The sequence below is a fragment of the Pseudomonas sp. 2822-17 genome (genome assembly GCF_002742485.1).
Taxonomy (GTDB): Bacteria; Pseudomonadota; Gammaproteobacteria; order Pseudomonadales; family Pseudomonadaceae; genus Aquipseudomonas; species Aquipseudomonas cyclaminis.
In genome coordinates, this window is record NZ_LJRZ01000740.1 from 96150 (window position 1) to 119650 (window position 23501).

Genomic DNA, 23501 nt, shown 5'->3' on the forward strand with positions numbered 1-23501 from the left:
TGATTCAGCGATTCTCGCGGCTTTTTGCCCGCTCACCCTGCAACGGAGATGCTTGTGTTCGCCAACCTGCTGATCATTCTGGCCTCATCCCTGGTGGTGATTGCGCTGTTTCGCCGGCTGCAACTGCCGCCCGTGCTGGGCTACCTGTGCGTGGGCCTGGCGGTGGGGCCTACGGCGCTGGACTGGGTGAACGACAGCGAAGAGCTGCCCGACCTCGCCGAGCTTGGCGTGGTGTTCCTGCTGTTTTCCCTGGGCCTGGAGTTCTCCCTGACCAAGATGCTCGCCCTGCGCCGCGTGGTGTTTGGCCTGGGTAGTTTGCAGGTGCTGGGGTGCAGTGCGCTGTTGGGGGGCGTGTTGATGGGCTTTGGCGTGGCGCCCGGCATCGCCTTGCTGCTGGGGGCGGGGCTGGCGTTGTCCTCCACGGCGATCGTCAGTAAAGAGCTGGGCAGCCTTGGGGAAATCTTCAGCAGCCATGGGCAGAATGCGATTGGCGTACTGCTGTTCCAGGACGTGGTCGCCGTTTTGCTGCTGACCCTGGTGCCGGTGTTTGCCGGCAGCAGCGACCACGCCTGGTACTGGGCGCTGCCGCTGACCCTGGGCAAAACCGTGGTGCTGTTTGTTGGCCTGCTGCTGGCCAGTCGCTGGTTGTTGCCGCGCCTGTTCCGTGAGGTCGCCGCGTCCCATTCGGCAGAACTGTTTGTGCTGCTGGCGCTGGTGATCGTGTTGCTGACCGCCTGGCTCACCCACTTGCTTGGCCTGTCCCCGGCCCTCGGTGCGTTCCTGGCCGGTATGCTGCTGGGAGAGAGCCATTACCGTCACCAGATCGAAGCGGATATCCGCCCGTTTCGCGACATCCTGCTGGGGCTGTTTTTCGTCAGCATCGGCATGTTGATTGACCTGCAGTTGTTCATCAGCCACAGCCTGCTGATCCTTGGCCTGACGCTTACACTGATGCTGGTTAAAGGTTGCGTGGTGGCGGTGCTGGTCAAGCTGCGCGGCAGCGACAGCGAAACAGCCTGGCGCAGCGGCCTGGCCCTCGCCCAAGGCGGTGAGTTCTGTTTTGCACTGATGGCGCAAATGCAGCAAAGCCGGCTGATCCCGGATCAATTCAATGGCCTGCTGCTCGCCGCCACGTTTTGCTCAATGCTGCTGACGCCACTGCTGTTGCGTGCCGCACCGGCAATTGCCCTGCGCCTGCACCGCAAGCCCAACCAGCAAGTGCAACTGGAAGAAATCACCGCGCTCAATGCCGAGCTGCGCGACCACGCGGTGATCTGTGGCTACGGCCGCGTCGGGCAGTCCATCGGGCGTTTTCTGCGCCACGAACAACAAACGTTTATCGCCCTGGATGACGACCCGGAACGGGTACAGGAAACCGCCACCGAAGACAGCAGCGTGCATTACGGCGACTGCCGTCGCGGCGCCTTGCTCAGTGCAGTGGGGCTGGAGCGCGCGCGGTTGGTGGTGATTGCCGTGGACAACAGCGATGTCGCCCTGGTGGTACTGAAGGAGGCACGTCGCATCAACCCCGATGTGCCGATCCTGGTGCGTACCCGCGATGACAGCCAGTGGGCCGAGTTGAAAGCTGCGGGCGCCAGCGAAGTGGTGCCCGAGCTATTGGAGTCGAGCCTGATGCTTGCCTCCCACGCCTTGATCCTGCTGGGCCTGCCGGACCAACAGGTGCAGGCGCGGGTCGATGAAGTGCGGCATAACCGCTATCGACTGCTCCACGGCTTTTACACGCCGCCGAACAGCGACGACGCGCCGATCAATCCTGACTGACCGCGCCGATCTTGTGGATCGACAGATCCGCGCCGTAGTACTCCTGCTCCTGGCTCAGGCGCAGGCCGCCGACGCGCTTGATCCCGCCGTACACCAACAGGCCTCCGCCAAATGCAACCGCCACGCCGAGGCCGGTGCCGATCAACTGGCTGATCAGGCTCACGCCGCCCAGGCCGCCCAACGCCGTCTGGCCAAAGATGCCGCAGGCAATCCCGCCCCACACACCGCACAGGCCATGCAGCGGCCACACACCCAGCACGTCGTCAATCTTCCAGCGATCCTGGGCGGCGATGAAGCACCACACAAACAGCCCACCGGCGACTACCCCAGTGACCAGCGCGCCCACCGGGTGCATCAAGTCGGACCCGGCGCAGATCGCCACCAGCCCGGCGAGCGGGCCGTTATGCAGGAAGCCTGGGTCGTTACGACCGATCACCAACGCAGCCACTGTGCCACCGACCATCGCCATCAACGAGTTGACCGCCACCAGGCCGCTGACGCCGTTGAGGGTTTGCGCGCTCATCACGTTAAAGCCGAACCAGCCGACGATGAGAATCCACGACCCGAGCGCCAGGAACGGAATGCTCGACGGTGCAAATGCAACCAGGCGCCCTTCCCTGTAGCGCCCGTTACGCGGGCCGAGCAGCAATACCGCCGCCAACGCCAGCCAGCCGCCCATGGCGTGTACCACCACGGAGCCGGCAAAGTCATGGAAGCTGGCACCAAAGGTCGCAAGCAACCAGGCTTGCAGGCCGAAATTGCCGTTCCAGACCATGCCTTCGAAAAACGGGTAGATAAACGCCACGATCAATGCGGTGGCGCACAACTGCGGAGCGAACTTTGCACGCTCGGCAATGCCGCCGGAGATAATCGCCGGGATTGCCGCCGCAAATGTCAGCAGGAAGAAGAACTTCACCAGGCCATAACCGTGGTCGGCGCTGATCACCGCCGCCGGTTGCATGAAGCTCACGCCGTAGGAGATCCAATAGCCTATAAAGAAATAGACCAGGGTGGAGATGGCGAAGTCGCTGAGGATCTTCGACAGTGCATTGACCTGGTTTTTCTGGCGTACCGTGCCGACTTCCAGGAAAGCGAAGCCGGCGTGCATGGCCAGCACCATGACCGCGCCGATCAGGATAAACAGGGTGTTTGAGCTGTGGACCAGGGTGTCCACCGCACTTTGCAAATTTTCCATGGAGGTTGGCAGGCCTGCATTAAAGGCAAAAAGCACCAAAGCGGTTCAGGCCACGATTGCGCGCACTAAATTGGCACCGCCGGCTCCACCCCTCTTGAGAGGGCGTGAACCGCTTTAGCGCAGCGTTCAACACAACAGGCCGTTGCCGACAGGGTTTTTCCGCGAGTTTCAGTTATTTAGGGTAAGGTTTTTGATGGCTTGAGGCCTTACCGCCCAGATTCAGCGCAGGCACTCGTGCATGCGCACCATGGCAAAGCAAAAGCTGTACCACACAATTGCACTGAACCTTCACCGATGCGGGTGACTCGAAACCACACGTACCGATCAGCCAATCACGGAGATAACCATGGCCAGAAAAACAGCACAGACAGCCCAGGAAATACTGATGGCGGATTTTCAAACCCTGGTCAGTGACACCGAAAAACTGCTGGATGACACGGCGATCCTGGCCGGCGACCAGGCCGACGAGCTGCGCAGCAAGATTCATGAAAGCCTGCTCAAGGCCCGCGAAACCCTGCAACTGACCGAAGATTCCTTGCGCGAGCGCGGTCAGGCGGCGGTTACTGCTACGGAAGATTACGTACAAGCCAACCCTTGGCAGTCGGTGGGTATCGCGGCCGGCGTGGGCTTTTTGATCGGCCTGCTAGCTACAAGGCGCTAATCATGTCTATCGGCGAAAGCGGCTCGGCTACGGGCGCAAGTTCTACCTCACGACGCCTGGGCGCGGCCGTTCTAGGCTTGCTGCACAGCCACGTCGAACTGTTCGGCATCGAATTGCAGGAGCAGAAAGCACGCACCGTCAGCCTGCTGCTGTTTGCCGGTCTGGCCTTGGTGTTTGCCCTGTTATTGCTGGTGGGGTTGTCGACACTGGTGATGATCCTCGTCTGGGACACCGGCTACCGTCTGACCGGCATCATCTGCCTCTGCGTGTTCTACAGCCTGGCCGCCGCGTTCTGCGGGGTGCGCTTGAAAGCTGCGGTGTTCGATGAATCCACGCCCTTCCACGCCACGCTTGAAGAGCTGGCCAATGATCGGGAGCGCCTGCTGCCATGAGCCTGACTGAGATCCCGCACAACACTTCCCGTCGGGAAATGCGCAAGGCACTGATCCGCCTGCGCATGGAAATGCACCGCCAGGAAATCCGTCACGAGTCCCAACAATTGATGGCACCGCTGCACAAAGTGCGCGACATGCGCCACAACTGGCAGGACAGCCTGGGTATCAAGCACGCGCCGCTGTGGGGCGTGGCGGCGGTGACGCTGATGGGTTTCTTTACCGGCAAGGGGGCCAAGGGCGGCAGTATCAGCAGCATCACCCGACTGGTGCGGCTGGGCGCCGGTTTGATCCCTCTGATCAAATTGGCGATGGCGGGGACTTCACGCAAAGGATAAGCCCTGCTGGCTGCATTCTTGCAAACAGAATCGGCCCGGCCTTCGTCATTGAAGGCCGGGCCTCTTTTTTCGCTATCTCCCATAAGGAGGCCCTGTGATTGACGGGCAACCGCTCGCCTGCTTCCAGCCGTTTATCGACACTGCCACCGGACGCATTGCCGGCGTAGAGGCACTGGGACGCCTGCGCCAGGCCGACGGCAGCTTGCAGTCCGTGGGCCCGTTGTTCGCCGACCCGCGCACGCCAGGCACGACCTTGCGCCGCCTCGACCGGCAGCTGCGCGACAATGCCTTGAGCCGCCTGCATGAAGCGCCCCAAGACTGGTTTCTGAGCCTCAACATCTCGCCGCGCTGGATCAACCGATTGCGTCCGGGCCAGGCCCTGCCGAGTCTGAAACAAATCCACGCCCATGGGGTTGACCCGCAGCGCATCGTGTTCGAGATCACTGAACTGGGCGGTGATATCCAGCGCCTGGCCGATGTGGTCGCGCGATATCGCCAGGCCGGTGCGCGCATCGCGATTGATGACTTCGGCGCGGGCTACTCCCAGCTAGACCGGGTACTGGCGTTGCAGCCGGATATCCTCAAGCTGGACATGCGCCTGTTCCAGGAAGCCGCCAAGGGCGGGCCGAGCAGTGATGTGGTGCGGGCACTGGCTCAGATGGCGGAAAAAACCGGCTGCTGGATCATTGCCGAAGGCGTGGAAACCGAGGCACAACTGAGCTTTGCCCTGGAATGCGGCTCGCGCTATGTACAAGGCTATCTGTTTGCCCAGGCACAGTTGGACTGGTTTGCCGCCGACGCTTTCGTACCGCGCTTTGCCCAACTGCGCACGACATACGTCCAGCAGAAACTGGCGGAGCGTGGGCGCATCATGCACCTGCGCCAGCAATTGACCGAGTTGATGAAAATCCTGCAAAGCTGGGCCCTGGGCCAGGCGCCGCTTGACCAGTTGCCGCAATTGCCGGATTTCCCCTGGCTGCTGCGTTTTTATCAGTGCGACCGGCATGGCACGCAGCTCACGCCCAACCTGGAATGGCGCCATGACGCCTGGCAAGCCGACAACCGTTACCTGGGCCACAACTGGTCGTGGCGCCCGTATTTCTACCACCTGCTGGCCGAAGGGTGGGACGAGCGGCGCCTGACGTTGTCCTCGACTTATCGCGACGCCACCACCAACCAGTATTGCCTCACCGCCGGACAATTCTTCGATAACGGTCAGCGCTTGCTGTTAATCGATATCGACGCGGCCGGGTTGTAGATTTTCGCTTGCCCCGCCAGGGCGGAACCGGGAAGCTGGGCGGGTCATTCACCGCACGGAGAGTACCCGCCTTGGATTGGCCTACCCTGCTTACCCGCGAACGGCTTGGAAAGCCCCTGCACAGCCCGGAAGAACTCGGCCGCAGCCCCTTTCACAAAGACCATGACCGCATTATTTTCTCCGGCGCGTTTCGCCGCCTGGGCCGCAAGACCCAAGTGCACCCGGTGTCCAGCAACGATCATATCCACACCCGCCTGACCCACTCCCTGGAAGTCAGTTGCGTGGGCCGCTCCCTCGGCATGCGCGTCGGCGAAACCCTGCGCAGCGCCCTGCCCGACTGGTGCGACCCGAGTGATCTGGGCATGGTGGTGCAATCGGCCTGTCTGGCCCACGACATCGGCAATCCGCCATTCGGGCATTCTGGGGAAGACGCTATCCGCCACTGGTTCCAACAGGCAGCCGGGCGCGGCTGGCTGGATGACATGAGCAGCGCCGAGCGCAATGACTTCCTCAATTTCGAAGGCAATGCCCAAGGTTTCCGGGTACTGACCCAGCTTGAATACCACCAGTTCGACGGCGGTACGCGGCTGACGTATGCCACCCTGGGCACTTACCTGAAATACCCCTGGACCGCTCGCCACGCCGACGCTCTGGGCTACAAGAAACACAAGTTCGGTTGCTACCAGAGCGAGCTGCCGATTCTCGAACAGATCGCCCACAAGCTCGGCCTGCCACAACTCGAAGAACAACGCTGGGCCCGTCACCCACTGGTCTATCTGATGGAAGCCGCGGATGACATCTGCTACGCCCTGATCGACCTGGAAGACGGCCTGGAAATGGATCTGCTGGAATACGCCGAAGTCGAGTCGCTGCTGCTTGATCTGGTGGGCGACGACCTGCCGCAGACCTATCGGCAACTCGGCCCCCAGGACTCGCGCCGACGCAAGCTGGCGATCCTGCGCGGCAAGGCCATCGAGCATTTGACCAACGCGGCGGCCAGAGCCTTCGTCGAACAGCAGGATGCGTTGCTGGCCGGCACCCTGCCCGGCGATCTGGTGGAGCACATGCACGGCCCGGCCAAACGCTGCGTGCTGGATGCCAAAGACATGGCGCGCAAGAAGATCTTCCAGGACAAACGCAAGACTTTGCATGAAATTGGCGCCTACACCACGCTGGAAATACTGCTGAACGCCTTTTGTGGCGCGGCATTGGAGCAGCATGGCGGGCGTACGCCGTCCTTCAAGAACCGGCGCATTCTCGATCTGCTGGGCAACAATGCGCCGAATCCTGCTTGGCCACTGCACGCCTCGTTCCTGCGCATGATCGACTTTATCGCCGGCATGACCGACAGCTATGCCACTGAGATGGCGCGGGAAATGACCGGGCGTTCAAGCCCTCAGTAACGTCATGCATCAAGTTGCCTGTTCCCTGAAGAGAATCGCCCTACGACGGGAACAGAGCGGCCTGATCGAATTCGCACAAACACCCGAGGAATAATCGCGCACGCTCCGGGCGAATCTGGCGAACCGTTCTTGCGTGCCTCCCATCGACGCTTGACTCACCGTGTGCCTTCTATGCCCAAGTACCCCCTTCGGATCCTGTTGGTAGAGGATCACCCCTTTCAATTGCTCGCCACCCAATGCCTGCTCAAAAGCTTCGGCTTTGAGCATCTGACCCCGGCGGAAAACGCCGAACAGGCGATTCGCTTCATGACGCAGGCCGAGGCGCCCTTCGACATTATCCTGTGCGATCAGTGCCTGCCCGATCTGCCTGGGCTTGAACTGATTGAAATCGCCAGCCGCCGTGGCTTTATAAAGGCCGCCATCCTGCTCAGCGGGCTGCCCGTGACAGAACTTTCAACGCTGCAGGCCCTGGCGCTCAAACGGGGCCTGCCGTTGCTCGGCTACTTGCCGAAGCCATTAAACAAAGATGAACTTGCAGGTTTGACCCTGCCATTACTCACACTATAAATGTAGGACTTAAAACATATAAACCCGTCGAAAACTGCACGCATAACGTCCGCAAAATCCCTGGCACCACGATTCAGTTCACGCCCCTGCGAAATATAGGCTTTTCGCCCTACAACGCCTTATCAGCCGGTAGGCCTTTACCTTTTTTGATGTAGGAATTTTCCTGTTTTATACCTACTCCCCTTCAAGTTCATGCTCCTGCCTTAGCTTCTGAGCTAATGTGCCCGCTTTATTTGCACACGCATGGAATACGATCATGAACACAGTTTTTATTATTGATGACCACCCGGTTATAAGGCTCGCCATACGAATGTTGTTGGAACATGAAGAGAATTTCAAAGTCGTCGGCGAAACGGATAACGGGTGCGACGCCATCCAAATGGTCCGCGAATGCATGCCGGACCTGATCATCCTCGACATCAGCATTCCGAAACTCGATGGACTGGAAGTGCTGTGCCGGTTCAACGCCATGAACACCTCGATGAAAACCCTGGTGCTGACGGCTCAATCGCCCACCCTGTTTGCCACACGCTGCATGCGTTCAGGTGCCGATGGCTATGTGTGCAAGGAAGGCGACCTGAGTGAACTGATGAGTGCCATCCGTGCCGTCTTGTCAGGTTACAACTACTTCCCCAGCCAGGCCTTGAACACCAATGACGAAAGCGGCAAGGAGCTTGAACTGTTCAAGGCCGTTAACGATCGCGAGTTAATGGTATTGCAACTTTTCGCACAAGGTCGCACCAACAAGGAAATCGCCAAAGGCATGTTTCTGAGCAACAAAACAGTAAGCACCTACAAAAAGAGGTTAATGCAAAAACTTCAAGCCAAGTCTTTGGTAGAACTTATCGAGATGGCAAAACGAAACGCGCTAGTGTGAGAAAGCGGATGCCCAGCCGTATAAAGGACTATTTGATTATATTGAGTGCCGGTTTGTGCTTCAGCACTGCCGTGCCTGCAACCCCTCCAGCGAGCCCGGAACATTTCGACCTATTGAGTCGCGCAAACTCCATGCAACTGGAAACCCACCTGAACAAGGCCCAGCGCCAATGGCTCCAAAACAAACGGGAATTGGTGCTGGGAACGGCATACCCGGACTATCCGCCGTTTGACCTGACCTCCAGCGGGCACGACTACGAGGGACTCACCGCGGACTACGCCGGCCTCCTGGCCACGGCATTGGCCTTACCGATAAAGGTATTGCGCTACCCCTCCCGAGAAGCCGCCATTCGGGCCCTTGAAGCTGGGGATATCGATTTACTGGGCTCCTCCAACAGTTTTGAAGCAGCAAACCCCAACCTGACCCTGTCTGAGCCCTATGCCGCAGACCGGCCGGTGCTGGTGACCCGCGAAGGCGAGACCCGCAGCCTGAGCGACGGACTGGCCGGGATGCGTCTGGCACTGGTCTACCACTACCTGCCGCTGGGCGAGGTGGAGAAGCTGTACCCCAAGGCGATCATCCGCGCCTACCCCTCTTATCAGAACGCGTTGAATGCGGTGGCTTTCGACCAGGCTGACGTTTTTCTCGGCGATACCATCTCCACGCACTACATGATCAACAAGGGCTACCTGAAAAACATCCGCATGGCGAACTTCGGCAAACATGAAGCCTATGGATTCAGCTTTGCGATGCCCCAGGAGCAGCAAACCCTGTTGAGCATCGTCGACGCAGCACTGAGGGCCGTGCCTACCACCGAAAGGGAAGCGATCGCCAAGCGCTGGAGTGCCGGCAGCGACATCCTGTTGACCGACCAGAAGCTGCAACTGACGCAGCGCGAGGAACGCTGGCTCAAAGACAATCCGGTGGTCAAGGTGATCGTGAACCCCACCTTTGCGCCGCTGACGTTCTTCGATGCCGATGGCAATTTCCACGGCGTCACCGCCGACCTGCTGGAACTGATTCGCCTGCGCACCGGGCTGCGCTTCGAGATCCAGCGCGGGCGGGATGTGAACGCGATGATCGAAGACGTCGAGACAGGCAAAGCGGACATCATCGGGGCGATCATCCCGAGCGTCGAACGCGAGGCTCAAATCAACTTCAGCCGCCCTTACCTGGAAAACTCCTACGTAATGCTGACGCGCAAGGACGGCCAGGCACCCACAGGTCTGGAGGAAATGGAGGGCAAACGCCTGGCAATCACTCAGGGCAGCCCGCTGAAAAAATTCCTGCGCGAGCAGTTCCCAAAGATTCAACTGGTAGAAGCCGGTGACACCTTCAAGTCAGCCGAGATGCTCGTACAAGGCCATGTGGAGGGCGCAGTGAATACTCTGGTGGTCGCCAATTACTTTCTGACCTCGCAGATGTTCCAGGACAAGGTTCAAATCAGCTTCAGCATTGGCACCATGCCCGCCACCTTTGGATTGGCGACGTCACGCAGCGCCACGGAACTCAGCTCGATCCTCGACAAAGCCCTGCTCAGCATCGCCCCGGATGAGCTGGGGGTGATCAACAGTCGTTGGCGCGGCTATACCGCCGCCTCAGACAGTTACTGGCGTGACTATCACCAACTCATTGCACGCATCATCATCGGCACCGGGTTGCTGCTGCTGATTTCCCTGAGCTGGAACGCTTACATGCGCCGCCAGATCAGTCACCGGAAAATGGCCGAGCGCGCCCTCAATGATCAGTTCGAGTTCATGCGCGCACTGGTCAATGAAACCCCGCACCCGATCTATGTACGTGATAGCAGGGGGCTGCTGCAGACCTGCAATGACAGCTACCTGCAGGTGTTCGACGTCAAGCGCGAAGACGTGATAGGCAAAAGTGCGGTCCAGATCAGCACAGCCCTTGCAACGGAAGCGGCGCAATACCATGCCGACTATCAACGCGTGGTGGCCGAAGGCAAACCGATGATCCTGGACCGTCCCCTGCATATTCGCGGAAAAAAACTCACGATCTACCACTGGATCCTGCCGTACCGTGACTCGGTCGGTGAAGTTCAGGGCATCATCGGTGGCTGGATAGACATCAGTGAGCGACGCCAGCTGTTCGACGAACTTCGTACCGCCAAGGAACGAGCCGACGAAGCCAACCGGGCCAAGAGCACGTTCCTCGCGACCATGAGCCATGAAATCCGCACACCGATGAACGCGGTGATCGGCATGCTGGAACTGACCCTCAAGCGGGCGGACCAGGGCCACCTTGATCGCCCGGCCATCGAAGTGGCCTATAACTCAGCCAAGGATCTGCTGGAACTGATCGGCGACATCCTGGACATTGCGCGTATTGAATCCGGGCGTCTGAGCCTGGCACCGGAGCGCGTCAACCTGCGGGAAGTGATCGAGTCGGTGGTGCGTGTCTTCGACGGCCTGGCGCGTCAAAAGAGCCTCAGCCTGATGCTGGAGTTCACGCCAGACCTTGAAGACACTGAAGTCTTGATCGACCCACTGCGCTTCAAGCAGGTGCTGTCGAACCTGGTCAGCAATGCCATCAAGTTCACCGAGCGTGGCCAGGTAAAAATCAAGGTACAAGTCTTACCCACTGAGCTGGCGCAACAGGTCGAGATGAAACTGGTGGTGGAAGACACCGGCATCGGTATCAGCCGGGACGACCAGAAACGCCTGTTCGAACCCTTTGCCCAGGCCGACAATTCCGGGCAACTGGCCAGGAGCGGCGCAGGCCTGGGGCTGGTGATCTGTCGCAGCCTGTGCGCCATGATGGGCGGGCAACTGAGCCTGAGCAGCGTGCCCATGGTGGGTACCCAAGTGCATGTGAGCCTGAGGATGACGCGCCTGCAACCGGTGACGACGGCGGACGAACTCAAATCCGAGGCGCCTGCAAGCGCGACCGTGCTCAATGTGCTGGTGGTGGACGACCACCCGGCGAACCGTTTGCTGATGTGTCAGCAACTCGGTTTCCTGGGCCACCAGTTCACTGCCGCCCAGAACGGGGCCACCGGTTTCCAGGCGTGGCGCCAGGAGCACTTCGATCTGGTGATCGCCGATTGCAACATGCCCATCATGAACGGCTACGAGTTGAGTCGCTCAATCCGCGAATATGAACAACGCGAACACCTGAAGCCCTGCGTCGTGCTGGGCTTCACTGCCAATGCACAGCCCGAGGAGAAGCATCGCTGCGCAGAAGCAGGCATGAACGACTGCCTGTTCAAACCCATTAGCCTCACGGCGCTGGAACGGCAACTGGCAAAGATCAGTCCGCAACCCACCCACATGATCCTGGACCTCGGCAATTTCGAGAACCTTACCGGTGGCGACCCGCACATGAGCCGTCGCTTGCTGGAAGAGCTACTGAAAAGCAGCCGTCAGGATCGCCAAGAGTTGGTCGCACTGATGGCTGCGCAGGCCCCGGCCCAGAACATCATCGAACAGGCTCACAAGATCAAGGGCGCTGCCCGCATCGTTCAAGCCAGTACGCTGGCCTCGCACTGCGAAGCCCTTGAACAGACCTGTGCCCACGGCGATGAACGACACCTGATCAATGCGGGTGTGAAATCCCTGGAAAAGCTGATGCTGGAGATGGAGAGGATGCTGCAGGTGCAGCTTGACGGGATGGAGGGTCAATAAGGGGGCGTGCTACGCCCCCCTGCTTGATCAGCAGTCGGTCAAGCGCAGGAAGATCGCCGCCAGATGTTCGATTCCCGCCTGGTCCTGAGGGGTAAAGCGGGCCAGCAAGGGGCTATCGAGGTCGAGGACGCCAATCAACTTGCCGTCCTTGACCAGTGGCACCACCAGTTCGCTGTTGGACGCGCTGTCACAAGCGATATGCCCGGGGAACGCGTGCACATCTTCCACCCGTTGGGTTTGCCGCGAGGCCGCAGCGGCACCGCAGACCCCTCGGCCAAACGGAATACGCACACACGCGATCTGCCCCTGGAATGGGCCGAGTACCAGCTCTTCATTGCGGTTAAGGTAAAAGCCGGCCCAGTTCAGGTGATCCAACTGGCTAAATAGAAAAGCGGAAAACTGCGCGCTGTTGGCAATGAAATCGCGTTCATCCGCCAGCAGCGACTCCAACTGGGCACACAGCAGGGCATAGCCACCGAGACCGGTGCCGGCTTGTTGTAAATCGATCATGGTTGACGCTCCAATAATTTGAGGCCCACCCAATAACGGGCGAATTGATACGCGCAACGGCCGTTGCGGTTGCCGCGCCCGGTCGCCCAGCGCACGGCCAGAATGTCGAGGGCTTCATCGCGCTGCCACTGCAAACCCGCCTTGTTCGCCAGCTCACCGATCCAGTGCTCGACCACATCCAGAAAATGCTCCTGGGTGAACGGGTAAAACGACAGCCACAAGCCAAAACGGTCGGACAGGGCAATCTTGTCTTCCACCGCCTCACTGGGGTGCAGTTCGCCATCCACGCGCTTCCAGTTGTCGTTGTCGCTCTGGTTTTCCGGCACCAAGTGACGGCGGTTGGACGTGGCATACAGCAGCACGTTTTCAGGCGCCTGTTCCAGGGAGCCATCCAGTACGCTCTTGAGTACCCGGTAGTCGCCCTCGCCGGCCTCGAACGACAGGTCGTCACAAAACAGGATGAAACGCTGCGGCAGCTTGAGCAGTTGCTCAACCACACGGGGCAAGTCGGCCAGGTGGTCACGCTCGATTTCGATCAGGCGCAAACCGGCCTCGGCATGCTGGGCGAGCAACGCGCGCACCATGGACGATTTACCGGTACCGCGCGAACCCCACAGCAACGCATGGTTGGCGGGCAGCCCATCCAGAAACTGCTGAGTGTTGCGCGCCAGTGTTTCACGTTGCTTGTCCACGCCAATCAGGTCGGACAGGCGCATGTCCAGGCTTACATCCAGGGGCAACAGGAAACCACTGCGGCCTTCACGCTGCCAACGGGCGGCCAGGCAATGGTTCCAGTCGATGGCTTGGCGTGGCGCGGGCAACAAGGGTTCCAGACGAGCGAGCACTGCATCGGCCCGCTCCAGAAAGGCATTCAATCGAGAGTCCACGATTATTCCTCTGGCAAGTTCTTGTAAAAGATGGCGTATTGGCAACCCTGCGACAGACCGCTTGGGGCTGCGTAAAAAACGATTTATGCCGGGCAAGCCTGAGCCTGTGGATGTTCAGCTATGCTTGCCGGGCGAAGGGAAACGTGAAGTGGTTCAACACTCGATGGATATCAAATTCGCCCACCGCTTGTCTTTTAAACAAGCCAGATTGACTGTGCTGGTCGGTTTCGTCTTGGGAACCTTGCTCAGCCTGATCCAAATCGGCATTGATTATGCCAGTGAAGACGCATCCATCAACCGTGAAATACGCTCGCTGATCGAAATCAGCCATAACCCGGCGTCACGTATTGCCTACAACATCGATGCGGAACTGGCCCAGGAGCTGACCCGCGGCCTGTTGCACTCCCCAGCCATCATTCGCGCGCAGTTGATCGACAACAACGGCGTGGTACTCGCCGATGTCGACCGGCCACGCAAGGAAAGCACTTACCGGCCTATCAGTGACTTCATGTTTGGCGCCAACCGCCAGTTCGAAGATCAACTGTTCCTGAGCCACATGCCCAACGAGTCACTGGGCGTACTACGTCTGGATGTCGACACCTACGCTTTTGGCAGCCGGTTCCTACGCCGCGCCGAGATCACCCTGCTCAACGGATTTGCCCGCAGCCTGCTGCTGACCGGGATTCTGCTGGGCCTGTTCTATGTGATGCTGACTCAACCGCTGGTGCGCATTATCCGTGAACTGAGCACCCGCAAGCAGGCCCGCCTGGATTGCCCGCCGGGGCATGAGCACGATGAAATCGGCGTGTTGGTGAATGTCGCCAACCAGCAATTCGAAAACATGGAAACCGAAATCCAGCAACGCCGTCACGCCGAAGACCGATTGACGGAATACCTGGGGCAACTGGAGGACATCGTCTCCGCTCGCACCCTCGAACTCAAGGCCAGCAACCAGCGCCTGACCCAGACCAACAATGAGCTCGAAGCGGCAAAGATGAATGCATTGGCCATGGCTCAGGCCCGGGCGGCTTTCCTCGCAAACATGAGCCACGAAATCCGCACCCCGCTCAACGGCCTGCTGGGCATGATCGCGCTGTCGCTGGACAGCCCGTTGAACGCCGAGCAACGCCAGCAACTGTCTATCGCCCATGACTCGGGCAAAGTGCTGGTGGAGTTGCTCAACGATATTCTCGACCTGTCCAAGTTTGATGCCGGGCAGTTGGAGCTGGAGCGCATCCCGTTCGACCTCGGCGCGCTGGTCGAAGACACCGCGAACCTGTTGTCACAGAACGCAGCGCCGAGCGTGGAACTGACGTGCCTGATCGACCCGCAGTTTCCGGCCCAGGTACTGGGCGACCCGACCCGTGTGCGGCAGATTGTCAGCAACTTACTGTCCAACGCCCTCAAGTTCACACGCTTCGGTCGCGTTGATGCGCGCCTGCACACCCACGACGGCGGCGTGCGTATTGAAGTCTGCGATACCGGCATCGGCATTGCGCAGGATGCCCAGGTGAAGATCTTCCAACCGTTCACCCAGGCCGGTGCCGGTATCACTCGCCAGTTTGGCGGGACGGGCCTGGGTCTGGCGCTGACCCACAACCTCTGTGAAGCCATGAAGGGACGGTTGAGTATCAGCTCGGAGGTGGGCTTTGGCAGCCAATTCTGCGCAGACCTGCCACTGCCCACCCATTTGCCCGCCGTGCAGCCGCCGCCGTTGAGCGGCCAGGTCATCGCCATCACCAGCGCTGGCGGCGGCCTGACGGAGTTGCTCACCACACTGCTGCCCAGTTGGGGGCTGACACCGCGTTGTTTCACCATGGATGACGATTTGAGCGGGCAAACGCCTGACCTGCTGATTACCGATTGCCCGGAATGCCTGTTCCGCATACGGCCGGGCATTACCGCACCCATTTTGCTGGTGACGGCCTATGGCAATTTCATGCCCAGCGAGGAAGTGGCAGCGCTGGTACCCCTGCACCAACAGGCGCGTCCTTTGAGCCGCACCGCGCTGTATCAGATCCTGCTGCGCAACATGCACAGAGGCACGCAGTTGATCCTTGATCCGATCCAGCTGGATGCCGCCCCCCTCGCGCATCGCGCGCGCATCCTGCTGGTGGAGGACAACCCGGTCAATCAACTGGTGGCCAAGGGCATGCTCAGCAAACTGGGCTGCGAGGTGATTGTGGCGCCCCATGGCGGCGAAGCGCTCAAACTCCTCGAAGAGCAACCCTTCGACCTGGTGCTGATGGACTGCAACATGCCGGTGATGGATGGCTATGAAGCCAGCCGACAGATTCGCCGCAGCGGGCGCTGGCCGGACCTGCCGATTGTCGCGTTGACCGCCAACGCGCTGTCCGAGGAGCGCGAGCGGTGCCGTGCGGCGGGCATGAATGACTACCTGGCCAAACCGTTCCGCCGCGAAGAACTCAATGCCCTGCTGGACCTGTGGGTGCCTCGGACGACAACGCTCTGATCTGCGCCAGCAACTGATCCAGACCGTCACGCAAGGCGTCAGCCTGGTTCAGGTCAACCCCACTGGCGCACAGCAGCCGGGTTTTCAGGGCGAGGGTCTGGTCACGCAGCTGTACGCCGCTGTCACTCAGGCTCAGGTGAACCTCCCGCTCATCCTGGGCACTGCGCCGGCGCCGCACCAGCGCAAGTTGCTCCAGACGCTTGAGCAAGGGCGTCAACGTACCCGAGTCGAGCATCAGGCGTTCGCCCAGGGCTTTGATTGTTGGTTGCGACGTTGGCGTGTCGTGCCACTCCCACAACACCAGCATCACCACATATTGCGGATAGGTCAGGCCCAATTGGTCGAGCATCGGCTTATAGGCGCGTGTAACAGCCCTGGAAGCAGCGTAGAGCTTGAAACACAGCTGGTTGTCCAGGGCCAGGGACACGGCGGGCGGCTGGATCATTTGAGCAGGGCTTCGATCTCTTGGGTCAGGTCCTGCGGCTTGGTGGTGGGGCCAAAGCGCTTGACCACCTGGCCGTCGCGACCGATGAGGAACTTGGTGAAGTTCCACTTGATGCCTTTGGAACCCAGCAGGCCCGGCGCCTGTTTTTTCAGTTGCACGAACAGTGGATGGGCATCGCTGCCATTCACGTCGATCTTCTTGAACAACGGGAAGCTGACACCGAAATTCAGCTCGCAGAATTCTGAGATCGCACCTTCGTCACCCGGCTCCTGCTTGCCGAACTGGTTGCAGGGAAAGCCCAGCACCACCAAGCCCTGATCCTTGTATTGCTGCCAAAGCTGTTCCAGCCCCTTGTACTGCGGGGTGAAACCGCACTTGCTGGCAGTGTTGACCACCAGCACGGCCTTGCCGGCGAAATCGGCCAAGGTCTTTTGCTCACCTTTGATGGTGGTGCAAGGGATGCTCAGCAGGTTGTCGCTCATGGCAGTGCCTCAAGAAAAAGGGGAGAAGAAGGAGAAAGATAGTAGGCGATTCAATTGTGTGCAATTGAATTGATCGAAATGATAGTGCCTTATGGGCACGGGATGAGGGAGCAGGCTCCCTCACCGCGAGGACTCAGCGCGGGACCAGGTCCAGGCACACCGAGTTGATGCAATAACGCAGACCGGTCGGCGGCGGACCATCCGGGAATACATGGCCCAGATGCGCATCACACTTGGCGCAGGTGACTTCGGTGCGGATCATGCCGTGGCTGACGTCACGGATCTCGATCATCGCGCTGTCGGCAATCGGCGCGTAAAAGCTCGGCCAGCCGCAGCCGGAATCAAATTTGGTGGCGGAGTCGAACAGCGGCGCATTGCAGCAGATGCAGTGGTACACGCCGTCGGTCTTGGTATCGTTGTACTTGCCGCTGAACGGGCGCTCGGTACCTTTGAGCCGGCACACGTTGTACTGCTCGGGATCGAGCATGGCTTTCCACTCGTCAACGGTTTTCTGCAACTTATCCATCGGTACACCTCGGCAACTGAAAAAGCCTGATCTGTGTCTTTTCCATGGATCAGGCGGCACGTATGATTGCGCCTCTTCAAAACGCCAGTCTGGCACCCGCGCTATCGGCATTCAAACGTATTTATGGGTGCGGGTCCCGCAGGTTTCACAGTACGGTAGTGTCCACACCGTCTGGATCGTTCATTTTCAGGATCACATCGCCATGCAGGTCAGCAAATCGAACAAGCTCGCCAACGTCTGCTATGACATTCGCGGCCCAGTGCTCAAGCACGCCAAGCGCCTGGAAGAGGAAGGCCATCGCATCCTCAAGCTGAACATTGGCAACCCGGCGCCCTTTGGTTTCGAAGCGCCGGACGAAATCCTCCAGGACGTGATCCGCAACCTGCCTACCGCACAGGGCTACAGCGACTCCAAGGGCCTGTTCAGCGCACGCAAGGCGGTGATGCAGTACTACCAGCAGAAGCAGGTTGAAGGTGTCGGCATCGAAGACATCTACCTGGGCAATGGCGTGTCCGAGCTGATCGTGATGTCCATGCAGGCGCTGCTGAACAACGGCGACGAAGTGCTGGTACCAGCACCGGACTATCCACTGTGGACCGCCGCCGTGACCCTGGCCGGCGGCCACCCGGTGCACTACCTGTGCGACGAGGGCGCCGATTGGTTCCCGGACCTGGCCGACATCAAGGCCAAGATCACCCCGAACACCAAGGCGCTGGTGATCATCAACCCGAACAACCCTACCGGCGCCGTTTACTCTAAAGAAGTGCTGCTGGGCATGCTCGAACTGGCCCGCCAGCACAACCTGGTGGTGTTCTCCGACGAGATCTACGACAAGATTCTCTACGACGATGCGGTCCATATCTGCACGGGCTCCCTGGCGCCGGACCTGCTGTGCCTGACCTTCAACGGCCTGTCCAAGTCCTACCGCGTGGCGGGCTTCCGCTCCGGCTGGATCGCCATCTCCGGTCCCAAGCACAACGCCCAGAGCTACATCGAAGGTATCGACATGCTGGCCAACATGCGCCTGTGTGCCAACGTGCCGAGCCAACACGCAATCCAGACCGCACTGGGCGGCTACCAGAGCATCAATGACCTGGTTCTGCCCCAAGGCCGCCTGCTGGAGCAGCGCAACCGCACGTGGGAACTGCTCAACGCGATCCCGGGCGTGAGCTGCGTGAAACCCATGGGTGCGTTGTACGCGTTCCCACGGATCGACCCGAAGGTGTGCCCGATCCTCAACGACGAGAAGTTCGTGCTCGACTTGCTGCTGTCGGAAAAACTGCTGGTGGTGCAGGGCACCGCGTTCAACTGGCCGTGGCCGGATCACTTCCGCGTGGTTACCTTACCGCGTGTGGATGACCTGGACATGGCGATTGGACGTATCGGCAATTTCCTCAAGTCCTATCGCCAGTAGGGGATATGGCGCTGTACGACCGACATTCGGTCGTACAGCGATTATCTGGCAACACTTCTCTGTCTTTACCCCTCCCCTCATACCGCCCGTGCCGCTCTATGGCCTCAAGCCCCCTATAATTGTTGGGCCACACGACCATGAACGGCTTGTAAGGGGTAGCATTCCCGGTCGGAAAATCCCTTCAAGACTCTACATTCGAGCTGTAGGACACAGTTTGAAATAGTCGCTCGGTTGAATCACCCCATGCCGCACCTTATATACCCCGCAGTAAGCGACATATTAAGCATGAGGAGAACTCTACAACCATGATGCGCATCCTGCTGTTCTTGGCCACCAACCTGGCGGTCGTGCTGATTGCCAGCATCACCCTGAGCCTTTTCGGCTTCAACGGGTTCATGGCGGCCAACGGGGTTGATCTGAACCTCAATCAGCTGCTGATTTTCTGTGCGGTCTTTGGTTTTGCCGGCTCGCTGTTCTCGCTGTTCATCTCCAAGTGGATGGCGAAGATGAGCACCAGCACCCAGGTCATCACCCAACCACGCACTCGCCATGAACAATGGCTGATGCAAACCGTGGAGCAGTTGTCCCAAGAGGCAGGTATCAAAATGCCCGAAGTCGGGATTTTCCCTGCTTATGAGGCCAACGCCTTTGCAACGGGCTGGAACAAGAACGACGCGCTCGTGGCCGTCAGCCAGGGCTTGCTCGAACGTTTCTCACCCGATGAAGTGAAGGCAGTACTCGCGCACGAGATTGGCCACGTTGCCAACGGCGACATGATCACCCTGGCACTGGTGCAAGGCGTGGTGAACACCTTCGTGATGTTCTTTGCGCGGATCATCGGCAATTTTGTCGACAAGGTGATCTTCAAGAACGAAGGCGGTCGCGGTATCGCCTACTTCGTGGCGACCATCTTCGCCGAAGTGGTACTGGGCTTCCTGGCCAGTGCGATCGTGATGTGGTTCTCGCGCAAACGCGAGTTCCGGGCAGACGAAGCCGGCGCACGCCTGGCGGGCACCAGCGCAATGATCAGTGCGCTGCAACGCCTGCGCTCCGAACAGGGCCTGCCGGTGCACATGCCTGACAGCCTGACCGCCTTCGGCATCAACGGCGGCATCAAGCAGGGCCTGGCGCGCATGTTCATGAGCCACCCACCGCTGGAAGAGCGTATTGACGCGCTACGTCGTCGGGGCTGATACCCGGTAATGCAAAAAAGGGGCGATCGGATCGCCCCTTTTTTTGTGGGCGCCCCTTTATACCCGCGCCATTTTGTAGACGCGCTCGTCCAAGCCCGTGACGCCGTCCTGCACGAACTTCCAGCTCTCACCAAGAATGTCTTGCTCCTCGATCACCTGCAGGCTCCAGTGCGCTTCCAGCAGCACCTTCACCTCGTCATCCGTCACGGCAAACGGCGGGCCGGCCTTTTGCGTCTGGTCGTAGTCGAGGGTGATGAGCAATCCTTGGCAGCCTGGGCGCAAGCGGCTGTTCAGATGCTCGGCGTACTGCGCGCGCATCAGCGGTGGCAAGGCGATCAGGGCGGCGCGGTCGTAGAGCGCAGTGCAATCAGCCAGCACCTCAGCGTCCAGGGCGAAGAAATCACCGCACCACACTTCGATCAAATCCGCCTGGTACACCTTGAACGCGCCGCGCCGAGTGGTTCGCGGCGTCAGGTTCTGCTCACTGAAGAAGGCTTCAACCGCTTGCTCCGACAGTTCAACGCCGAGCACGCGATAGCCGTGGCTGGCCAGCCACATCAAGTCCAGGCTTTTGCCACACAACGGCACCAGCACCTTGGCGCCCTCAGCCAACGCCAAAGAAGCCCAATGCCTTTGCAGGTAAGGGTTGACCTCGGGCAGATGGAAGCCGATCTGATTGCGCGCCCAGCGCTCCTGCCAAAACTTAGGTTCCATGAATCCCCCAGAAATCTCGATCAAAAGGCACTAAAACTTATATTAGATTTAGATCAATGATCTGATTGAAGATGGGCCCATGTTAACGCTCAGGACCCCACTTATGCTCCCTAGCCTGTTTATCTCACACGGTTCGCCCATGCTCGCCCTGCAACCTGGCGCCAGCGGCCCGGCGCTGCAACGCCTGGCGGCCGAGCTGCCCCGCCCGAAGGCAATCGTGGTGGTGTCGGCGCATTGGGAAAGCCAGGATTTGCTTGTCAGCGGCAGCGCCGCACCGGAAACCTGGCACGACTTCGGCGGCTTCCCCCGTGAACTGTTTGCCGTGCAATACCCGGCGCCGGGCAACCCGCAACTGGCTCGCGAGATTGTCCAACTGTTACATGCCGATGGCCTGAATGCGCGCATTGACGACCAGCGCCCTTTCGACCACGGCACTTGGGTGCCGCTGTCGCTGATGTACCCCGCCGCGGATATCCCGGTGGTGCAGGTGTCCCTGCCCAGCCACATGGGCCCTGCCCTGCAGACACAAGTCGGCCATGCCTTGGCCAGCTTGCGAGAGCAAGGTGTTCTGCTGATCGGTTCCGGCAGTATCACTCACAACCTGGGCGAACTGGACTGGCACGCCGGGCCTGAAAGCATCGAGCCTTGGGCGAGGGGTTTCCGCGACTGGGTCGTGGAGAAGCTTGTTGCCAACGACGAAGCCGCACTGCACGACTATCGCCGCCAAGCGCCCTACGCAGTTCGCAGCCATCCAAGCGATGAACACCTGTTGCCGCTCTACTTTGCGCGTGGTGCGGGCGGGGGTTTCAGCATCGCGCACCAAGGTTTCACCATGGGCGCGCTGGGCATGGACATTTACCGCTTCGGCTAACTCGTAATGGTTAAAACAGCGACGCAAAAAAAATCCCCGAACCAGTCGGGGATTTTTTATGTGCGATCAATCAGCCCAAGGGCGGATCAATCTTCGCGGTAGCGACGCAGCTTCAGCTGCTTACCGGCAACGCGAGTGTCTTTCAGTTTGGTCAGCAGCTTTTCCAGACCGTCTTCCGGCAGCTCCACCAGGGAGAAGCTGTCACGGACCTGGATGCGACCGATGGCTTCACGTGCCAGGCCACCCTCGTTGAGGATAGCGCCCAGCAGGTTCTTGGCAGCGATACCGTCACGCGCGCCCAGCGCGGTACGGCAACGAGCCCGACCTTCAGCCAATGGAACCGGAGCACGACGCTCACGATCACCACGGTCTGGACGGTCGCCAGTACGCTCTGGACGATCACCGCGTGGCGCGTTGTTCGGTACCAGTGGGCGTTCTTTCTCGATGGCTGCCAGGGTCAGGGCCTGACCGTTGGTTGCCTTGCGCAGCAGAGCTGCAGCCAGGGCACGTGGGGTGCAGCCGATATCGGCGGTCAGGCGGTCCAGCAGGTCGCCGTGGGTCGATTCAGCGTCAGCCACCAGTGGCGACAGGCTGTTGGTCAGTTTCTTGATGCGGGCATCGAGAACAGCCTGGGCATCCGGCAGGCGGACTTCGGCAACTTTCTGACCGGTTACACGCTCGATCACTTGCAGCATGCGGCGCTCACGTGGAGTCACCAGCAACAGTGCACGACCTTCGCGACCTGCACGGCCGGTACGGCCGATACGGTGAACGTAGGACTCTGGATCGTAAGGCATGTCAACGTTGAACACGTGGGTGATACGTGGAACGTCGAGACCACGAGCGGCTACGTCGGTCGCTACAACGATGTCCAGACGGCCATCCTTGAGGGAGTCGATCACGCGCTCGCGTTGGTTCTGGGCGATGTCACCGTTCAGCGCAGCGGCTTTGTAGCCTTTGGCTTCCAGGGCACTTGCCAGGTCCAGGGTCGCTTGCTTGGTGCGCACGAACATGATTAGGGCGTCGAAGTCTTCGACTTCCAGCAGGCTCAATACAGCCGAGGTCTTCTGGTCAGCGTGAACCAACAGGTGAGCCTGTTCGATCGCGGTAACGGTCTGAGTCTTGGTCTGGATCTTCACGTGTTGCGGATCGCGCAGGTGGCGTTCGGCAATGGCACGGATCGACTGTGGCAGAGTGGCCGAGAACAGTACGGTCTGACGGGTCGGTGGCAGCGCCTTGAAGATGACTTCCAGGTCATCCATGAAGCCCAGCTTCAACATTTCGTCAGCTTCGTCGAGAACCAGGTGGTTCACGGTCGACAGCACTTTTTCGTCGCGACGCAGGTGGTCGCACAGGCGGCCTGGGGTCGCCACAACAATCTGAGCGCCATTACGGATGGCTTTCAGTTGCGGGCCCATCGGCGCGCCGCCGTAAACGGCAACAACGGTAACGCCTGGCATTTGCTTGGCGTAGGTTTCAAAAGCGGTTGCTACTTGCAGCGCCAACTCACGGGTTGGCGCCAGGATCAGGGCTTGCGGCTCGCGCTTGGCAGGATCGATGCAGTGCAGGATAGGCAGGGCGAACGCGGCGGTTTTACCGGTACCGGTTTGCGCCTGGCCAATCATGTCCTGGCCGGCCATGATGATCGGGATCGATTGCTGCTGAATCGCCGAAGGTTCTTCGTAGCCGGTCGCAATGACGGCAGCAAGAATGTTCGGGTTAAGATTAAAAGCGGCGAAGCCGCCGGTTTCCTGGGTCATGGGTCTGCCTCTAAGTGCATCCGCAAAGACCCATGCTCCAAAGCTGCGCATGCCGTGTTGAGACTCAAGAGTCGCCCTGGCTGCTTTGTCGGCGGGGATTTGCGAAAAC

General features: G+C 59.8%; 21 protein-coding genes. 13 read left to right on the forward strand and 8 right to left on the reverse strand.

Features of this window, described 5'->3' with window-relative positions; translation table 11 throughout:
- Nucleotides 1–48 precede the first annotated feature (48 nt).
- The gene (locus AOA60_RS26070) at nt 49–1782 is read left to right on the forward strand and encodes a monovalent cation:proton antiporter-2 (CPA2) family protein (RefSeq protein WP_143522565.1); all 1734 of its coding nucleotides are present in this window, start codon (nt 49–51) and stop codon (nt 1780–1782) included.
- On the opposite strand, the gene AOA60_RS26075 is transcribed toward AOA60_RS26070, so the two are convergent.
- A complete protein-coding gene (locus tag AOA60_RS26075; RefSeq protein ID WP_099586838.1) occupies nt 1769–2977 on the reverse strand; it encodes an ammonium transporter in 1209 nt (402 codons plus the stop codon). The two genes, AOA60_RS26070 and AOA60_RS26075, sit on opposite strands and share 14 nt — an antisense overlap.
- 346 nt (nt 2978–3323) lie before the next feature.
- Here AOA60_RS26075 and AOA60_RS26080 point away from each other — a divergent pair, with 346 nt between their 5' ends.
- The 8 genes from AOA60_RS26080 to AOA60_RS26115 all read left to right on the forward strand — a co-directional run bounded on the left by AOA60_RS26080 (nt 3324) and on the right by AOA60_RS26115 (nt 12117).
- Nucleotides 3324–3638, forward strand: a complete 315-nt coding sequence (locus AOA60_RS26080) for a YqjD family protein (RefSeq protein WP_032889079.1) — start codon at nt 3324–3326, stop codon at nt 3636–3638.
- A 2-nt stretch (nt 3639–3640) separates the two neighbouring features.
- Entirely contained in the window at nt 3641–4030 is a 390-nt protein-coding gene (locus AOA60_RS26085; RefSeq protein ID WP_099586785.1) for a phage holin family protein, read from the forward strand.
- A complete protein-coding gene (locus tag AOA60_RS26090) occupies nt 4027–4368 on the forward strand; it encodes a hypothetical protein (RefSeq protein ID WP_099586786.1) in 342 nt (113 codons plus the stop codon). Before AOA60_RS26085 ends, AOA60_RS26090 begins: the two co-directional genes overlap by 4 nt.
- Nucleotides 4369–4462: 94 nt before the next feature.
- Nucleotides 4463–5626 carry an EAL domain-containing protein gene (locus AOA60_RS26095; protein WP_099586787.1) on the forward strand — a complete coding sequence of 388 codons (1164 nt, stop codon included), beginning with the start codon at nt 4463–4465 and terminating at the stop codon, nt 5624–5626.
- A gap of 71 nt (nt 5627–5697) precedes the next feature.
- A complete protein-coding gene (locus AOA60_RS26100; RefSeq protein WP_099586788.1) occupies nt 5698–7029 on the forward strand; it encodes a deoxyguanosinetriphosphate triphosphohydrolase in 1332 nt (443 codons plus the stop codon).
- 171 nt (nt 7030–7200) lie between these two features.
- The gene (locus AOA60_RS26105; protein ID WP_099586789.1) at nt 7201–7596 is read left to right on the forward strand and encodes a response regulator; all 396 of its coding nucleotides are present in this window, start codon (nt 7201–7203) and stop codon (nt 7594–7596) included.
- A gap of 256 nt (nt 7597–7852) precedes the next feature.
- Entirely contained in the window at nt 7853–8473 is a 621-nt protein-coding gene (locus AOA60_RS26110) for a response regulator transcription factor (protein WP_099586790.1), read from the forward strand.
- An 8-nt stretch (nt 8474–8481) separates the two neighbouring features.
- A complete protein-coding gene (locus AOA60_RS26115) occupies nt 8482–12117 on the forward strand; it encodes a transporter substrate-binding domain-containing protein (RefSeq protein ID WP_099586791.1) in 3636 nt (1211 codons plus the stop codon).
- A 27-nt stretch (nt 12118–12144) separates the two neighbouring features.
- Here AOA60_RS26115 and AOA60_RS26120 read toward each other — a convergent pair whose 3' ends face one another.
- Together AOA60_RS26120 and AOA60_RS26125 are read right to left on the reverse strand one after the other, a co-directional pair.
- Entirely contained in the window at nt 12145–12627 is a 483-nt protein-coding gene (locus tag AOA60_RS26120) for a GAF domain-containing protein (RefSeq protein ID WP_099586792.1), read from the reverse strand.
- Entirely contained in the window at nt 12624–13514 is an 891-nt protein-coding gene (locus AOA60_RS26125) for an ATP-binding protein (protein WP_099586793.1), read from the reverse strand. The genes AOA60_RS26120 and AOA60_RS26125 overlap by 4 nt, the downstream gene beginning before the upstream one ends.
- Nucleotides 13515–13677: 163 nt before the next feature.
- Here AOA60_RS26125 and AOA60_RS26130 point away from each other — a divergent pair, with 163 nt between their 5' ends.
- A complete protein-coding gene (locus tag AOA60_RS26130; RefSeq protein WP_099586794.1) occupies nt 13678–15987 on the forward strand; it encodes a response regulator in 2310 nt (769 codons plus the stop codon).
- Here the strand turns inward: AOA60_RS26130 and AOA60_RS26135 are convergent.
- The 3 genes from AOA60_RS26135 to msrB all read right to left on the reverse strand — a co-directional run bounded on the left by AOA60_RS26135 (nt 15941) and on the right by msrB (nt 17440).
- The gene (locus tag AOA60_RS26135) at nt 15941–16432 is read right to left on the reverse strand and encodes a MarR family winged helix-turn-helix transcriptional regulator (RefSeq protein WP_099586795.1); all 492 of its coding nucleotides are present in this window, start codon (nt 16430–16432) and stop codon (nt 15941–15943) included. The genes AOA60_RS26130 and AOA60_RS26135 overlap by 47 nt on opposite strands.
- On the reverse strand, nt 16429–16914 hold the full coding sequence (locus tag AOA60_RS26140) for a glutathione peroxidase (RefSeq protein WP_099586796.1): 486 nt from the start codon (nt 16912–16914) through the stop codon (nt 16429–16431). Before AOA60_RS26140 ends, AOA60_RS26135 begins: the two co-directional genes overlap by 4 nt.
- 133 nt (nt 16915–17047) lie before the next feature.
- Nucleotides 17048–17440: a peptide-methionine (R)-S-oxide reductase MsrB gene (gene msrB, locus AOA60_RS26145; RefSeq protein WP_099586797.1), complete on the reverse strand. Its 393-nt coding sequence runs from the start codon at nt 17438–17440 to the stop codon at nt 17048–17050.
- 202 nt (nt 17441–17642) lie between these two features.
- Between msrB and AOA60_RS26150 the strand changes: the two genes are divergently transcribed.
- Nucleotides 17643–18854, forward strand: a complete 1212-nt coding sequence (locus AOA60_RS26150) for a pyridoxal phosphate-dependent aminotransferase (protein WP_017136168.1) — start codon at nt 17643–17645, stop codon at nt 18852–18854.
- Nucleotides 18855–19159: 305 nt separating this feature from the next.
- Entirely contained in the window at nt 19160–20047 is an 888-nt protein-coding gene (gene htpX / locus AOA60_RS26155; protein WP_099586798.1) for a protease HtpX, read from the forward strand.
- A 57-nt stretch (nt 20048–20104) separates the two neighbouring features.
- On the opposite strand, the gene AOA60_RS26160 is transcribed toward htpX, so the two are convergent.
- Complete coding sequence (locus tag AOA60_RS26160) at nt 20105–20761, reverse strand: thiopurine S-methyltransferase (protein WP_099586799.1); 657 nt, start codon at nt 20759–20761, stop codon at nt 20105–20107.
- A gap of 103 nt (nt 20762–20864) precedes the next feature.
- Here AOA60_RS26160 and AOA60_RS26165 point away from each other — a divergent pair, with 103 nt between their 5' ends.
- The gene (locus AOA60_RS26165; protein WP_099586800.1) at nt 20865–21632 is read left to right on the forward strand and encodes a class III extradiol ring-cleavage dioxygenase; all 768 of its coding nucleotides are present in this window, start codon (nt 20865–20867) and stop codon (nt 21630–21632) included.
- Nucleotides 21633–21718: 86 nt separating this feature from the next.
- Here the strand turns inward: AOA60_RS26165 and AOA60_RS26170 are convergent, their stop codons facing one another.
- Nucleotides 21719–23392 (reverse strand): DEAD/DEAH box helicase, encoded by a 1674-nt coding sequence (locus tag AOA60_RS26170; RefSeq protein ID WP_027606997.1) that lies wholly within the window; start codon nt 23390–23392, stop codon nt 21719–21721.
- Nucleotides 23393–23501 lie beyond the last annotated feature (109 nt).